14 protein-coding genes are annotated in these 14,344 nt (G+C 50.1%); 9 read left to right on the top strand and 5 right to left on the bottom strand.

Going from position 1 to position 14,344, the window contains the following annotated elements; genetic code table 11:
- The 3 genes from HMPREF3022_RS02670 to HMPREF3022_RS02660 all read left to right on the top strand — a co-directional run.
- Positions 1 to 458: aminomethyltransferase beta-barrel domain-containing protein (locus tag HMPREF3022_RS02670; RefSeq protein ID WP_349267149.1), on the top strand; the 458-nt coding region annotated here is incomplete at its 5' end.
- Between the two features lie 93 nt (positions 459 to 551).
- The gene (locus HMPREF3022_RS02665) at positions 552 to 2,207 is read left to right on the top strand and encodes an AMP-binding protein (protein ID WP_004519450.1); all 1,656 of its coding nucleotides are present in this window, start codon (positions 552 to 554) and stop codon (positions 2,205 to 2,207) included.
- A 124-nt stretch (positions 2,208 to 2,331) separates the two neighbouring features.
- On the top strand, positions 2,332 to 3,966 hold the full coding sequence (locus HMPREF3022_RS02660; protein ID WP_070765102.1) for a CTP synthase: 1,635 nt from the start codon (positions 2,332 to 2,334) through the stop codon (positions 3,964 to 3,966).
- A gap of 63 nt (positions 3,967 to 4,029) precedes the next feature.
- Here the strand turns inward: HMPREF3022_RS02660 and HMPREF3022_RS02655 are convergent, their stop codons facing one another.
- Positions 4,030 to 4,776 carry a carbonic anhydrase gene (locus tag HMPREF3022_RS02655; protein WP_070765101.1) on the bottom strand — a complete coding sequence of 249 codons (747 nt, stop codon included), beginning with the start codon at positions 4,774 to 4,776 and terminating at the stop codon, positions 4,030 to 4,032.
- A 387-nt stretch (positions 4,777 to 5,163) separates the two neighbouring features.
- Between HMPREF3022_RS02655 and HMPREF3022_RS02650 the strand changes: the two genes are divergently transcribed.
- A complete protein-coding gene (locus tag HMPREF3022_RS02650; protein WP_070765100.1) occupies positions 5,164 to 6,279 on the top strand; it encodes a porin in 1,116 nt (371 codons plus the stop codon).
- A 64-nt stretch (positions 6,280 to 6,343) separates the two neighbouring features.
- Here the strand turns inward: HMPREF3022_RS02650 and HMPREF3022_RS02645 are convergent, their stop codons facing one another.
- Positions 6,344 to 6,955, bottom strand: coding sequence for a CNP1-like family protein (locus tag HMPREF3022_RS02645; RefSeq protein WP_070765099.1), 612 nt, complete (start codon positions 6,953 to 6,955; stop codon positions 6,344 to 6,346).
- Positions 6,956 to 7,063: 108 nt separating this feature from the next.
- Here HMPREF3022_RS02645 and HMPREF3022_RS02640 point away from each other — a divergent pair, with 108 nt between their 5' ends.
- From HMPREF3022_RS02640 to pyrC, 3 genes are all read left to right on the top strand, one after another.
- On the top strand, positions 7,064 to 7,288 hold the full coding sequence (locus HMPREF3022_RS02640) for a sulfurtransferase TusA family protein (RefSeq protein WP_003681929.1): 225 nt from the start codon (positions 7,064 to 7,066) through the stop codon (positions 7,286 to 7,288).
- Positions 7,289 to 7,300: 12 nt separating this feature from the next.
- Entirely contained in the window at positions 7,301 to 7,894 is a 594-nt protein-coding gene (locus HMPREF3022_RS02635) for an NMCC_0638 family (lipo)protein (RefSeq protein WP_070765098.1), read from the top strand.
- Positions 7,895 to 7,991: 97 nt separating this feature from the next.
- The gene (pyrC, locus tag HMPREF3022_RS02630; RefSeq protein WP_070765097.1) at positions 7,992 to 9,026 is read left to right on the top strand and encodes a dihydroorotase; all 1,035 of its coding nucleotides are present in this window, start codon (positions 7,992 to 7,994) and stop codon (positions 9,024 to 9,026) included.
- A 132-nt stretch (positions 9,027 to 9,158) separates the two neighbouring features.
- On the opposite strand, the gene HMPREF3022_RS02625 is transcribed toward pyrC, so the two are convergent.
- Both HMPREF3022_RS02625 and cysD read right to left on the bottom strand, forming a co-directional pair.
- Positions 9,159 to 9,722, bottom strand: a complete 564-nt coding sequence (locus tag HMPREF3022_RS02625; protein WP_070765096.1) for an RBBP9/YdeN family alpha/beta hydrolase — start codon at positions 9,720 to 9,722, stop codon at positions 9,159 to 9,161.
- Positions 9,723 to 9,954: 232 nt separating this feature from the next.
- The gene (gene cysD / locus HMPREF3022_RS02620; RefSeq protein WP_070765095.1) at positions 9,955 to 10,869 is read right to left on the bottom strand and encodes a sulfate adenylyltransferase subunit CysD; all 915 of its coding nucleotides are present in this window, start codon (positions 10,867 to 10,869) and stop codon (positions 9,955 to 9,957) included.
- Positions 10,870 to 11,085: 216 nt separating this feature from the next.
- On the opposite strand from cysD, the gene HMPREF3022_RS02615 reads away from it, so the two are divergent.
- Entirely contained in the window at positions 11,086 to 11,712 is a 627-nt protein-coding gene (locus tag HMPREF3022_RS02615) for a PAQR family membrane homeostasis protein TrhA (RefSeq protein WP_049331323.1), read from the top strand.
- A 58-nt stretch (positions 11,713 to 11,770) separates the two neighbouring features.
- Here HMPREF3022_RS02615 and HMPREF3022_RS02610 read toward each other — a convergent pair whose 3' ends face one another.
- Positions 11,771 to 13,201, bottom strand: coding sequence for an alanine/glycine:cation symporter family protein (locus HMPREF3022_RS02610; RefSeq protein ID WP_049331319.1), 1,431 nt, complete (start codon positions 13,199 to 13,201; stop codon positions 11,771 to 11,773).
- Between the two features lie 366 nt (positions 13,202 to 13,567).
- Here HMPREF3022_RS02610 and HMPREF3022_RS02605 point away from each other — a divergent pair, with 366 nt between their 5' ends.
- On the top strand, positions 13,568 to 14,296 hold the full coding sequence (locus HMPREF3022_RS02605; RefSeq protein WP_049331317.1) for a YebC/PmpR family DNA-binding transcriptional regulator: 729 nt from the start codon (positions 13,568 to 13,570) through the stop codon (positions 14,294 to 14,296).
- Positions 14,297 to 14,344: the final 48 nt, after the last annotated feature.

The following is a 14,344-nucleotide window of genomic DNA, read 5'->3' as shown; positions in this document are numbered from 1 at the left end:
CGACCAATAATGGCAAAATGGTGACCCCTGAAGGCAAAGTAGTCGGCGAACACGTCGGCTTGATGTTTTACACGCTGGGCCAACGCAAAGGCTTGGGCATCGGCGGCGCAGGCGAGCCGTGGTTTGTTGCGGCCAAGGATTTGACCAAAAACGAACTGATTGTCGTCCAAGGCCATGACCATCCTTTGCTTTATACGCAAAGCCTGGTTATGAACGATTTGAGCTTCACATTGCCAGAACGCCCGAAAGAAGGCCGCTATACCTGCAAAACGCGCTACCGTATGGCCGACGCGCCTTGTACGTTGCGTTATTTAGATGATGAAACCATCGAGCTTGTTTTTGACGAGCCGCAGTGGGCAGTAACCCCAGGCCAATCTGCGGTACTGTATGACGGCGATGTGTGCTTGGGCGGCGGTATCATCATGTCCACCGACAAGCCTGTCATTATTACAGCTTAATAAAAGGGCCGTCTGAAAACGAAGCGGCAGATTGAATAAAGCCTTTCAGACGGCCTCGATTTCAAAAAACGACTAAATAAAAGACTGATCAATATGGAAAAACTCTGGCTCAAAAGCTACGAACAAGGCGTAAACCCTGAAATCGATATCTCTCAATACAGCTCCATCAGCGATGTATTCCGTCAAAGTGTCGAGAAATTCGCAGATAAACCTGCTTTTCAAAATATGGGCAAAACACTGACTTATGCCGAAGTGGGCAAGTTGGCGACCGATTTTGCGTCTTACCTGCAAAACGTATTGAAACTACCGCGCGGTGAGCGTGTGGCAATTATGATGCCGAACGTTTTGCAATATCCGATTGCGCTTTTCGGTATTTTGCAGGCAGGTTTGGTGGCAGTGAATACCAATCCGCTTTATACGCCGCGCGAGTTGGAGCATCAGTTGAAAGACAGCGGTGCGACCACGATTGTCGTGTTGGAGAACTTTGCCAATACGCTGGAGCTGGTGTTGCCGCGTACGCAAATCAAACATGTGATTGTCGCGTCGGTCGGCGAGATGTTCGGCATGATTAAGGGCGCGTTGCTGAACTTTGTCATCCGCAAAGTGAAAAAAATGGTGCCGGAATACCGCATTCCAAATACCATCACTTTTCAGACGGCCTTGAAGCAAGGTGCAGCAAATACGTTCAAACCAGTCGAGTTGACACGTGACGATACTGCCTTGCTGCAATATACAGGCGGCACGACCGGTTTGGCAAAAGGTGCCGTCCTCAGTCATGGCAATATCTGCGCCAATATGTTGCAGGCAAAAGAATGGATTAAAAACAGCCTGCACGAAGGCAAAGAAACGGTTATTGCCGCGTTGCCGCTTTATCATATCTTTGCCTTGACGGTAAACCTGATGATCTTTGCGAATACCGGTTCTAAAATCATCCTGATTACCAACCCTCGCGATATGAAGGGGTTTATCGGCGAATTGAAAAAAGAGCCGATTAGCGTGTTCATCGGTGTGAATACCTTGTTTAATGCGATGGTCAACCGTCCGGATTTCGCCGAAGTCGATTTTTCCCGTTTGAAGCTGACTTTGGGCGGCGGTATGGCAACGCAAAAAGCCGTTGCGGAAAAATGGAAAAAAATCACCGGTACGCCGATTGTGGAAGCTTACGGTTTGACCGAAGCCAGCCCGGGTGTGTGTTGCAATCCTTTGAATATCGAGGCTTACAGCGGCGGTATCGGTTTGCCGGTTCCTTCGACCGAAGTCGAATTACGCGATGCGGACGGCAAAGAAGTGCCTATCGGACAGCCGGGCGAATTGTGGGTACGCGGTCCGCAAGTGATGAAAGGCTATTGGAACCGTCCTGAAGAAACCGCCAAAGCAATCGATGCACGCGGCTTTTTAGAGACCGGCGACATTGCCGTGATGGATGAAAAAGGCTGGCTGAAGCTGGTGGACCGCAAAAAAGATTTGATTGTGGTATCCGGTTTCAATGTATATCCGAACGAAATCGAAGAAGTGGTGGCCAGCAACGACAAAGTCTTGGAAGTCGCCTGTATCGGCGTGGCAAGCGAGAAAACCGGTGAAGCGATTAAGGTCTTCGTCGTACGCAAAGACCCGTCTTTGACCAAGGAAGAACTGATCGATTTCTGCCGCAAAGAACTGACGGCGTATAAAGTGCCGAAAGACATCGAATTCCGCGACGAGTTGCCAAAATCCAACGTTGGCAAAATCCTGCGCCGCGAGCTGCGCTGATATATAGAATCAGTATGATAAGGCCGTCTGAAAACGCTGTTTTCAGACGGCCTGAAGCTTTTGCCGTTTGCCAGAATATGCTGCTTCAAGTTAAAATCACACATTCCAACATGGGTATCACATCATGACTAAATTCATTTTCGTAACCGGCGGCGTTGTATCTTCTTTGGGTAAAGGTATCGCCGCCGCTTCTATTGCTACTATTCTCGAGTCGCGTGGCTTGAACGTGACCATGCTTAAGCTTGACCCGTATATCAACGTTGACCCGGGTACCATGAGCCCGTTTCAACACGGCGAAGTATTTGTGACCGATGACGGCGCGGAAACTGACCTCGACCTTGGTCACTATGAGCGTTTCATCAACGCCACCATGACCCGCCGCAACAGCTTCAGTACCGGCCAAGTCTATGAAAACGTGATTGCCAAAGAGCGTCGCGGCGACTATTTGGGCGGTACCGTACAAGTGATTCCGCACATTACTGATGAAATTAAACGCCGTATCCATGAAGGCGCGGCTGGTTATGATGTGGCGATTGTTGAAATCGGCGGTACAGTCGGCGATATCGAATCGTTGCCTTTCTTGGAAGCCATCCGTCAAATGCGCAGCCAGCTCGGCCGTAATAATACATTGTTTGCCCACCTGAGCTATGTTCCCTACATTGCCGCCGCCGGCGAAATCAAAACCAAACCGACCCAGCATACCGTTAAAGAAATGTTGAGCATCGGTTTACAACCGGACATCCTGATCTGCCGTATGGACAGAGAAATGCCTGCGGACGAGCGCCGTAAGATTGCTTTGTTCTGTAACGTTGAAGAACGCGCCATCGTGGGCAGCTACGATGTGGACAGCATTTACGAATGCCCTGAAATGCTGCACAACCAAGGCATCGACAGCATTATTCCCGAGCAACCCCAACTGAATGTCAAACAAGCCGATTTGACCGAATGGAAGAAAATCGTTCACGCGATTCGAAATCCGAAACATACCGTCAAAATCGCGATGGTCGGCAAATACGTTGATTTGACCGAGTCCTACAAATCATTGATCGAAGCCCTGAAACACGCCGGTATTCACACTGAAACCGACGTACAAATTACCTTTGTCGACAGCGAAAGCATCGAGAAGAGCAATGGCGACGTTTCCATGCTCAAAGACATGGATGCGATTTTGGTGCCGGGCGGCTTCGGTTCACGTGGCGTAGAAGGCAAAATTGCCGCCGTACGTTATGCACGTGAAAACAACGTACCATACTTGGGTATCTGCTTGGGTATGCAAATTGCCCTGATTGAATACGCCCGCGATGTTGCAGGCTTGAAAGGTGCAAACTCTACCGAGTTTGACTTGAAATGCGCCGCGCCTGTCGTTGCCCTGATTGACGAATGGCAAACTGCCGACGGCAGCGTAGAAACCCGCGACGAATCTGCCGATTTGGGCGGCACTATGCGTTTGGGCGCGCAAGAAGTTGACCTCAAACCGGGCAGCCTTGCTGCAAAAATCTACGGCAGCGAACATATCCGCGAACGTCATCGCCACCGCTACGAGGTCAACAACAACTATGTGCCTCAGTTGGAAAAAGCCGGTTTGGTCATCGGCGGCGTATCCGCAGGCCGCGAGCGTTTGGTTGAAACCATCGAATTGCCAAATCATCCTTGGTTTTTCGCGTGTCAGTTCCATCCGGAATTTACTTCCAATCCGCGCAAAGGCCATCCTTTGTTCAGCGCGTTTGTGAAAGCCGCGTTGGGTAACAAAAAAGCCTGATTGATGTGATTGAAAAAGCACCCGTTATCCGGGTGCTTTTTTGTTTTCAGACGGCCTTAGAAGTTATTTGTCTTCATTGACTTCGCGGTCGTTCAAAGGTTGTACGGGACGGTTGTTTTCGCCGCCGATAATGTCGCGCATGGCTTTAAACTGCACCGCATCTGCCTGAACCGGAGTTTTTAAGACAACCCAAGTCACGTTTTCGCTGCAAGGCGGCGTTGTCAGCGAGCCTTTCAATTGGAAGGACTTGCTATCTTTAGGCAGCAGGGCTTGGATATTCAAGTTTTTCAACGTTACGGATTCGCCTGCTTTCAGTTTTTTGGCAGTGAGTGCGGATAAGGCAGGATTGTTTTTGCCCGGTTTAAATACAGAGCCGATGACCGCCAAAGTGCCGTCTTCGGCTTGATGGACAAAATGCGCTTCCATCGGGAAATGTTTGCCTTTGAAAGTATGTTCGCTCGGCGTATGGAAGTGGAATTGTTTGAAGGTATAGGTTTTACCGTTGATCACGATGGTTTGGGCCTTGCCTTGCGGCGTGGCTTGAAGGGTATGGCCGTTATTTTCTACTTTGTAATCGGCGACGTTGTAACGGTATGCCAATTGTTTGCCTTTTACTGCTTTTGTCGTGGAGAAGTCCACTGGAGATTGCTGTTTGCCTGTTTTGCAGACAGCAAAGTCTTCACTCAAATCGCCCCAGTGTGCAGCATCGTTTTCACCTGTGTAAGACCAATGTGCATGATGGGTTTCGGCGGATACCGCTGCAGTAGAGACAGCCATTAGCAAAGATAAAAAGAGATGTTTTTTCAACATAAGGGTTCCTATTTATTTACATTAGGTAAAATGAAAAATTTATACCAAATAAATTATTGATATAAAAAAACTTCTTCATAAGAAGTAAGTTAATGATAGTGGCAATTTGGGAGTGTTGGGTTGATATATGGCAAACATTTATCAAGCAATCATTTTTGATTAAATGATTACAATAAGAGGAAGATTGTCCTTGTCGTGACTTTGAATGGGAGAGGCCGTCTGAAATTTCTTTCAGACGGCCTGTTTTATTTGAAAATGTTGTAAAAAGTCTAAACTCTAATGAATAAAAGTGTTTCTCAAGATGAAAGTAGTTGTTTGTAGCGTTGGAAAACATTAATATTGCTAAACGTGTTTTCACGAGATTTTAACTTTGTTTTGGAGAGAATAATGAAAAAATCGATTATCGCTTTGGTTATTGCTGGTTTGCCGCTGGCTGCATCTGCAGAAGTGATTCTGTATGGTCAAATCAAAAGCAGCGTGACCGTCGGCCAAGTAAAAATCAAAGGTGATGCAGGTTCTGAAACCAGCTCTACCGCAACCAGCATCAATGACAATGGCTCCCGCATCGGTTTCAAAGGCAGCGAGAACTTGGGCGGCGATTTGAAAGCCATCTGGCAAGTTGAACAAAAAACGGCAATCACGGGCGATTCCCAAGGTTTTGCCACTCGTGACTCCTTCATCGGCCTGCAAGGTAACTTCGGTAAGATTCGCGCCGGTAAACTCAGCAATATGCTGAACGAAATGGACACTATCGATCCATGGATGTACAAAACCAATGCCGCAGGTTTGGGCATCTTTACCCGTACCGGCAACCGTAACGCCGCTGTACGCTATGACAGCCCGGATTTCGGCGGATTCAAATTCAACGTGTCTTACGCTCCGCGCGACAACCGTAATCCTTCAGACAAATACACGCATACCCAAGCGGCCAAAGACCAATACACCGGCGGCGTGAGCTTCTCTAAAAACGGCTTTACTGCCAATGCGGCTTACGGCCACTACAATGGCGCGTACACCGACAAATCAGGCAAAGTCAAAGCGGCGCAAATCGCCAAAGTCGAAACTTATTACGATAAAGACAATCTCTTTGTCGGCGGCGGCGTACACTATGCCAAAGGCCATGAGACAGGCAACGAATATTTAGGCTATTTCACCGATGGTTTTAATGAGTACAAGGGTAGTGACATTACTGTCGATACAGGCAAATCTGAAGCCGTAAAAGTAGTTGATGCAGCGGTAACTGTCGGCTACAAATTCGGCAACGTTACCCCACGCATTACTTACGCACACGGCTGGCCTGCCAAGGGCGTGAACAGCGGCGAGAAATTGGTGGATAAATTCGACCAAGTCGTTGTCGGCGGTCAATACACCTTCAGCAAACGCACCGGCGTAGTTGCCCAACTGGCGTATCTGAAAGTCGGCAACAAAACCCGTCTGACTGCAGCCAACAAAGGTGGCGTTGAACAAAAAGCCGCTTCTGTGGGCCTGTATCACAAATTCTAAGCCGTTTTACAAAAACAAGGCCGTCTGAAAAATTTCAGACGGCCTTTTTCTTGATTAAAGCAGTTTATTTGTCGTGGTTGCTCAGCGTGGTACCGTGACGGCCGCCGCGTTCTTTCAAACGTTGTACCAAGCCTTCGACCGTTGTCGGCATGCCGTCGACACAGAATGCCTGATACAGGGCGGTGTGCATGGCGTCGTTGCGGCTGAACGCATTGCCGATCAGCTTCCAATCGCCTTTGCGTGGCTCGATCCAGCGGTGGTTTACTGTATCGCCGTAAGCGAATACTTTGTAAGACGAACGCTTGTCGTTGCTGTAAGTAAAGGACGTTCGGGCGCAATAGAGGCCTTCGACGGAGAGGTTGTCGTAGCCTTTGTCAGAGCGCACATTCAAGACGTAGCGGATGCTGTTGTCAGGCGCAGGCATGATTTGCAGGCTGCTGAGCAGGATTTTGGGCTGCTTGCCGTAGGTTTCGTTGACATAGAGGTCGAACCAATCGCCCGATTGGGTATCGGGCAGGGGCGGCAACTCGGCTTTGTGTTCTTTAAATTCGCGTGCGGCAACTTCTTCAGGGCTTTCCTGATAACGCGTGTTGGTCAGCGTATCCTTTTGGCTGAAACCCAAAGCAAATGCTTGAGTTGCGGCAAGGCTGAGAGCGAGAAGGGCAAAACGGCGCATAGACAGCTCCAAAGTGAAAAACGGCTTTATTTTATGGGCTTGCAGGGTGGGGTGCAAGTAAGTGCGGTATAATTGGCGTTAATTCTGATTAATATGACGAGTTTCATCATGAATACACAAACTCTGGATGTCATCGGTTTGAAATGCCCGTTGCCGATTTTGCGTGCCAAAAAAGCTTTGGCGCAAATGCAGGAAGGCGAAGTGCTGACCGTATTGGCCACCGATGGCGGCGCGCCCGGCGATTTTGAAGCGTTTTGCCGTCAGACCGGACATGTCTTGTTGGAATCGAGCGAGGCTGACGGCGTGTTCAAGCTGGTGTTGAAACACAAATAAAGGCCGTCTGAAATGTCTAAAGCCGTCGCGTTGTCTGCCGCCGTATTGGCCGTCTGCCTGAGTGCATGCGGCAATGAAGGCGTTTCACCGCAGAACGCTGCCGATTATGCCCAAAATGTAACCGACTTGTTCCGCCAAAGCTGCGTGGCCGCAGACGGCGATGCCGCCCTTGTCGGCGAGTTTGCCAATGCCAACAAGCTGGTTTTATTGTCGAAAAAAGATATTGCCGATTTGCCTGCCGGAATGATGGATTTGGAGGCATTAAGCATTTGGAAGAAAACGGTAAACGGCGCGGATTATTATTTGAGCCTGACTGAAAACAGTTGCAGCGTGCGCACGGCTAAAGCCGACGACCATCTGATTTTCAAACAATTTTTGGCTTTGGCAGAAAATCCGCCGCAAGGTTTGAACGCTGAATTGCGTGCCGATAATTTGGCGGAAACCCCGTTGCCTATGCGTCAGATTTCCTACGCATGGCGCGCGTCCGGCAGCCCGAAAGAAACCTTGCTGACCGTCAAAACAACGTCGTCCGAGTATTTTCCGGTACAGGCTGTTTTTTATCTGACTCATCATTCTTACGACAATAAGGCCGCCGTTTTGCCTTAGGCCGGTTGACGATTGAAACATCAAATTAATAGAAACCGTTACCGCCGAATAAAGGCCGTCTGAAACATTATCAAACCAAACCACTCGAAAGTAAGCTATGCAAACCCTGACCATCATCCGCCCCGACGATATGCACTTACACCTGCGCGATGGCGACGCGCTCAAAGCTGTTGCCCCATACACCGCCCGACAAATGGGCCGCGCGGTTATCATGCCCAACCTGAAGCCGCCCGTCGTCAGCGTTGCCGATGCCCAAGCATACAAAGAGCGCATTATGGCCGCCCTGCCAGAAGGCAGCACCTTCCAGCCGTTGATGACGCTTTATTTGACCGACAATGCCACTCCCGAACTTGTGCGTGAAGCCAAGGCTGCCGGTATCGTGGCTTTCAAACTCTATCCGGCAGGCGCGACCACCAATTCCGATTCCGGCGTGACCGACTTGTTTAAGCTGATTCCCGTGTTGGAAGAAATGGCGAAACAGGGCATTTTGTTCTTGGTTCACGGCGAAGTTACCGATCCTGAAATTGATATTTTCGACCGCGAAGCCGCCTTTATCGAACGCGTGATGAAGCCGGTTTTGGCGCAAGTGCCCAACCTCAAGGTCGTATTTGAACACATCACCACTGCCGAGGCAGCCCGATTGGTATTGGAAGCAGGCGATAATGTGGCCGCGTCTGTGACGCCGCAACACTTGCTGCTCAACCGCAACGACCTTTTGGTCGGCGGCGTACGCCCTCATCATTTCTGCCTGCCCGTACTCAAACGCGAAACCCACCGTCAGGCTTTGGTTGCCGCCGTTACCAGCGAGAAGGCGCACAAATTCTTCCTCGGCACGGACTCTGCGCCACATGCCAAAACTGCCAAAGAAAATGCTTGCGGTTGCGCTGGTATGTTCAGCGCGATGACTGCCATCGAGCTTTATGCCGAAGTGTTTGAGAAAGCAGGCGCGTTGGACAAACTGGAAGCCTTTGCTTCTAAAAACGGCCCGCGTTTCTACGGTCTGCCTGAAAATTCTGATACCATCACACTGGTCAAACAAACGCAAACCGTACCTGCCAGCGTACCTTACGGCGATGGCGAGCTTGTACCGATGAGGGCCGGCGGCGAGATTGAATGGACGGTGCAATATTAAATTTGCCGTCAATGAGACATAAAAAGAAACAACCTGCTTGAAAGGGCAGGTTGTTTTTTATTGTCGTTCAGACGGCCTGTCGTGGGGAGGGGAGATAGACAAGGCCGTATGAAAACTGGATTAGATGTGTGTTTATTCGGTCAACATGGGTTTCAGTGCTTCCCAAGCCTGCGGCAGTTGGGTAAAGCCGTCCGAAGCCATCAAATGGCCGCCTTCGGGAATATGGGTAACAGGGCTTTTGAGCTTGGTTGCCATGTCCAAAGTCAGTTCGGGCGGAACATGGGTATCGTTGTCGGAAACCAGACAGTGTTTGGGCATGTCGATTTTGCGCAAGATATCGAAATCGGGGGACGCTGCTTTAATGTAGGCATCAAGCGCAGGCAGGGGCGGCAACGTATCGGCAAAACCTGCGGCAAGCAGCAGACCGCCGATTTTTTGCGGCTGTTGTCGGCTGAGGAAATGAAGGAGGGTAATGCAACCGAGGCTGTGGCCGACTAGGAAGGTATGGGCATCGGGCTTGCCGATGTGCTGGTCAAGGGTAAACTGCCACGCGGTCGTGCTTGGTTTGTCGGGATTGGGCATGGCGAGGGAGATTGCTTGTGCGCCGGTGCTTTTGACTTGGGCGCAAAGCCAGTCAAACCAGTTGCCGTGCGGATTGCCTTCAAAGCCATGTACGATATAAACGCGTCGATTCATGTTTCTCCTCCTTCAGACGGCCTGAGACTTTTGTCTAAATCTCTGCCTGTAAGCGTTCATTATACCATGTTTGTTTATGTTTTATTGTTTGTCGCTTGGTAAGGATGATTGATTAAGTTTTTGTTGTTAAATGATATTTGCAAGAATAGTAAAGCAAACAACACGGCAGGGGCGGATGGCTTTGCCGTGTTGTTCGGGTTTGAAATATATAGGGGCCGTCTGAAAAAACAGTTTAGAAATAGCCTTGTTTTTTGCGCTCTTCCATTGCCGCTTCCGATACGCGGTCGTCCATGCGTGTGGCGCTGCGTTCGGAAATGGTCGCGGCGGCGGTTTCGGCAATGATGTCTTCCGGCGTGGCGGCGGTGCTGGCAACAGGGCAGGTGCAGGAAATATCGCCGACGGTGCGGAAACGGACATCACGGATTTGGGCAACTTCGCCTTCGCGTTTAGGGGTCAACGGGGTAATGGGAACGAGCAGGCCGTTTCGTTCGACAACTTCGCGTTTGTGGGTGTAATAAATCGGCGGCAGGGCAAGTTTTTCGCGTGCGATGTATTGCCAGATGTCCAATTCCGTCCAGTTGGAAATCGGGAACACGCGCATGTTTTCGCCTTGGAACAGGCGCGTATTGTAGAGCGACCATAATTCAGGACGTTGGTTTTTAGGATCCCATTGGCCGAACTCGTCGCGGAAAGAGAAGATGCGTTCTTTGGCGCGCGCTTTTTCTTCATCACGGCGAGCTCCGCCCATCAACGCATCAAAGCCTTGTTCTTCGATGGTTTCAACCAGCGTAACGGCTTGGGCTGCGTTGCGCGAATCGGTTTCGCGGCGCAAGACGACGCTGCCTTTGCGGATGGACTCTTCTACGCTACCGACTACAAGTTGTATGCCGGTGCGTGCGACCGTGTCGTCGCGGAACCGAATCACTTCGGGGTAGTTATGGCCGGTATCGACGTGCAGGAGTTTGAACGGCAGCTTCAGCGGACGGCCTTCAATTTGGAAGGCTTTGACGGCAAGCGACAGCAAGACGACGGAGTCTTTGCCGCCGGAAAACAGCAGGGCCGGGTTTTGGGCATTGGCAATCACTTCGCGGATGATGTAGATGGACTCGGCTTCGAGCCAGTCGAGGTGGTGGTTTTGGATAGACATTTTTTCTCTCTTTGCAATCTTGGCGATAGCCGATACTTTAGTGAGGCCGTCTGAAAAAGGGAAAGAATGGTTTGTTTGTTGCAAAGATGTTTTTGTTATATTGCAAGGCCGTATTTTTCAGACGGTCTTTGCGCTTTAACTTATTTTTAACCCGATTTCTCTGACGAAGCGCTTGTCTTGGCGTACACTTTGGTTTTTCATAAATGAGAATGGTTTATGTATCACGGCGAGAGATTTAATGCGTACAGCCATTTGGCCGGTTTCTTATTGGCAGTGGCGGCGTTGGTGCTGATGCTGGTGAAAGCGGTGGAATCGGCGGACGGCTATCGGATTGCCGGTGCACTGACTTATGGAGTCTGCCTGCTGCTTCTGTATTTGGGCTCAACCTTATACCACAGCATTCCGCAGCCGAAAGCCAAGGCGATTTTGCAAAAGGTCGATCATTGCATGATTTATCTTTTGATTGCAGGCAGTTATACGCCGTTTACGCTGATTACCCTTCACGGCGGTTGGGGCTGGTCGCTTTTCGGCGTGTCGTGGGGGCTGGCTTTGCTGGGCATTGTTCAGGAGCTGACGATCGGGCGTAAAAGCGAGAAGCGGCTGCTGTCGATGGTGATTTATGTGTTGATGGGCTGGCTGATTGTGGTGGCGGTATGGCCGCTGATACAGTCGCTTTCGGCCGGTGGATTATTTTGGCTGGTGTTGGGCGGCGTATTGTATAGCGTGGGGATTTATTGGTTTATCAACGATACGAAAATCCGCCACGGCCACGGTATCTGGCACTTGTTTGTCTTGGCAGGCAGTTTGACACAATTTATCAGCATTTATTTTTATGTGTTGTAGATTCAGACGGCCTGAAATAAAAAACCTCTCAGTTTGACTGAGAGGTTTTTGTTTGTCGTTAACCTGGGTTTTTGTCGTGGAATTCGTAGAATTCATAGTTGTAGGTCAGCTCTTTGCCGGCTTTGGTTTGCGCCAGATAATCGTCGTAAACCGCACGGATTTCCTTACGCAGCAGGAAGAGGGCGATTAAGTTCGGCAAGACCATAAAGCCGTTGAACATATCGGACATGCTCCAAACCAAATCCACTTTGCCCAAGGTACCCAATACGATGGCCACCAAAACCAGTGCGCGGTAGATGCCCAAGTGTTTGCCGCGGAACAGGAAGCGGATATTGGATTCGCCGAAGTAGTACCAGCCGATGATGGTGGTAAAGGCGAAGAAGGTCAGACAGACGGCGAGCAGTTGCGAACCGAAACCCGGGAAGGCTTTGTTAAAAGCCAGTTGGGTAACCGCAGCGCCGGTTTCGCCGGACAGGTTGGCGTCGGTCAGCAGGATAATTAGCGCGGTTGCCGTGCAGACCATCAGCGTATCGATGAAGATACCGATAAATGCAGCCATACCTTGTTGCACAGGGTGTTTGACGTTAGCGGTCGCATGAGCGTGCGGGGTCGAACCCATACCGGCTTCATTGGAAAACAGGCCGCGTGCCACACCGAAGCGGACTGCCTCGCGCATACCGATACCGGCCGCACCGCCCAATACCGCTTCAGGATTGAAGGCAGCGACAAAGATACTGTGGAACATCGGAATGATGTGGTCGGAAAATTTGAACAAAATAATCACGGCACACAAAATGTAAATCACCGCCATAAACGGCACGACAAATTGCGCGATACCGGCAATGCGGTTGATGCCGCCGATGATGATCAGGCCGGCGAATACCGCCAAAGCAATGCCGACAGCCATCGGGGGAATATCGAAAGCCAAATTCATGGCTGAGGCGATGGAGTTGGATTGGGTCGCGTTACCGATGAAGCCCAGCGCGATAATCAAGGCGATAGAGAAAAAGCCGGACAGGAAACGCGCCGCGCCACGGCCGATTTTCGGAGTCAGGCCGTGCGTGATGTAAAACGCAGGACCACCGATATATTTGCCGTGGCTGACTACGCGGTATTTTTGCGCCAAAACGGCTTCTGCAAAAATGGTAGACATGCCCAAAATGGCAGACAACCACATCCAAAAGATGGCACCCGGGCCGCCGGCGGTAATCGCAGTAGCGACACCGGCAACGTTACCGGTACCGATTTGCGCGGAAATCGCCACGGCAAGTGCTTGAAATTGAGACAGGGATTTGCCTTCGTGGTCTTTGTCTTTTTTGCTGAACAAGCCGCCGAAAACGGATTTGAAACCCGTCCCCAATTTGGTCATTTGCGGCGCGCCCAAGTACAGGGTAAAAAACAGGCCGATACCGATTAAGGCATAAATCAGCAGGTAGTCCCAAAGAACCTGATTGACTGCACCCACCAGAGCAGACAATATTTCTTCCATAATAAAACCTTTAATAAAAACAATAAAAATAAAATGATACGGGTAACTACTCCCACTCATTTTTCGCAGTTGGCAATATCGGCGAGCAGGCCGTTTTGCCATTCGATACCGGTTAAGTTGTTAACAATTTTGACCGATTTTGTCATCATACCGTAAACCTTCGTGAATTAAAACGAAAAACTGACAAAGGTTTGCCGCAAATGTGCTTCTTTATTTTAAAAAAGGTTTTTTTGTTTTCAGACGGCCTGTTTTTGCAAATGTTTGGGCCGTCTGAATATTTTGGCTAAAGGCAACTTATGATAAAATGCACGCCTTACAAATGAAGCAAATTCCGCCTCAACGCGTGAAAAAACGAAAGGAATCAACATGGCAGGCCATAGTAAGTGGGCAAATATCCAACACAAAAAAGCCCGACAAGATGCCAAACGCGGCAAAATCTTCACCCGTCTGATTAAAGAAATTACCGTTGCTGCCCGTATGGGCGGCGGCGACCCCGGCGCGAACCCGCGCCTGCGCCTGGCTTTGGAAAAAGCCGCTGAAAACAATATGCCTAAAGACAACGTGCAACGTGCCATCGACAAAGGTACGGGCAATCTGGAAGGCGTGGAATACATCGAGTTGCGTTACGAAGGCTACGGCATTGGCGGCGCGGCTTTGATGGTGGACTGTCTGACCGACAACAAAACCCGTACCGTTGCCGATGTGCGCCATGCGTTCACTAAAAACGGCGGTAACTTGGGTACCGATGGCTGCGTAGCGTTCAACTTCGTTCATCAAGGCTATTTGGTGTTTGAACCGGGCGTTGACGAAGATGCGCTGATGGAAGCGGCTTTGGAAGCTGGTGCGGAAGATGTCATCACCAACGACGACGGTTCCATCGAAGTGGTTACCGCGCCGAACGACTGGGCAGGCGTGAAAGCGGCATTGGAAGCCGCAGGTTACAAATCTGTTGACGGCGACGTTACCATGCGTGCCCAAAACGAAACCGAGTTGAGCGGCGAAGATGCGGTTAAGATGCAAAAACTGATTGACGCATTGGAAGATTTGGACGACGTACAAGACGTTTACACTTCTGCCGTGTTGAATCTGGACTAAACAGTTTAAAGAACAAAAGGCCGTCTGAAATTTCAGACGGCCTTTTTA

This window comes from Neisseria sp. HMSC065C04, from assembly GCF_001815375.1.
In the GTDB taxonomy this organism is placed as follows: domain Bacteria; phylum Pseudomonadota; class Gammaproteobacteria; order Burkholderiales; family Neisseriaceae; genus Neisseria; species Neisseria flavescens_D.
The sequence above is the reverse complement of the archived record's forward strand: the minus strand, read 5'-3'. Positions and strand labels throughout refer to the sequence as shown.

Excerpts from the sequence above, each read along its gene's own strand:
- HMPREF3022_RS02665 (WP_004519450.1), top strand. The coding sequence starts at position 552 with ATGGAAAAACTCTGGCTCAAAAGCTACGAACAAGGCGTAAACCCTGAA.
- HMPREF3022_RS02660 (WP_070765102.1), top strand. The coding sequence starts at position 2,332 with ATGACTAAATTCATTTTCGTAACCGGCGGCGTTGTATCTTCTTTGGGT.
- HMPREF3022_RS02655 (WP_070765101.1), bottom strand. The coding sequence starts at position 4,776 with ATGTTGAAAAAACATCTCTTTTTATCTTTGCTAATGGCTGTCTCTACT.
- HMPREF3022_RS02650 (WP_070765100.1), top strand. The coding sequence starts at position 5,164 with ATGAAAAAATCGATTATCGCTTTGGTTATTGCTGGTTTGCCGCTGGCT.
- HMPREF3022_RS02645 (WP_070765099.1), bottom strand. The coding sequence starts at position 6,955 with ATGCGCCGTTTTGCCCTTCTCGCTCTCAGCCTTGCCGCAACTCAAGCA.
- HMPREF3022_RS02640 (WP_003681929.1), top strand. The coding sequence starts at position 7,064 with ATGAATACACAAACTCTGGATGTCATCGGTTTGAAATGCCCGTTGCCG.
- HMPREF3022_RS02635 (WP_070765098.1), top strand. The coding sequence starts at position 7,301 with ATGTCTAAAGCCGTCGCGTTGTCTGCCGCCGTATTGGCCGTCTGCCTG.
- pyrC (WP_070765097.1), top strand. The coding sequence starts at position 7,992 with ATGCAAACCCTGACCATCATCCGCCCCGACGATATGCACTTACACCTG.
- HMPREF3022_RS02625 (WP_070765096.1), bottom strand. The coding sequence starts at position 9,722 with ATGAATCGACGCGTTTATATCGTACATGGCTTTGAAGGCAATCCGCAC.
- cysD (WP_070765095.1), bottom strand. The coding sequence starts at position 10,869 with ATGTCTATCCAAAACCACCACCTCGACTGGCTCGAAGCCGAGTCCATC.
- HMPREF3022_RS02615 (WP_049331323.1), top strand. The coding sequence starts at position 11,086 with ATGTATCACGGCGAGAGATTTAATGCGTACAGCCATTTGGCCGGTTTC.
- HMPREF3022_RS02610 (WP_049331319.1), bottom strand. The coding sequence starts at position 13,201 with ATGGAAGAAATATTGTCTGCTCTGGTGGGTGCAGTCAATCAGGTTCTT.
- HMPREF3022_RS02605 (WP_049331317.1), top strand. The coding sequence starts at position 13,568 with ATGGCAGGCCATAGTAAGTGGGCAAATATCCAACACAAAAAAGCCCGA.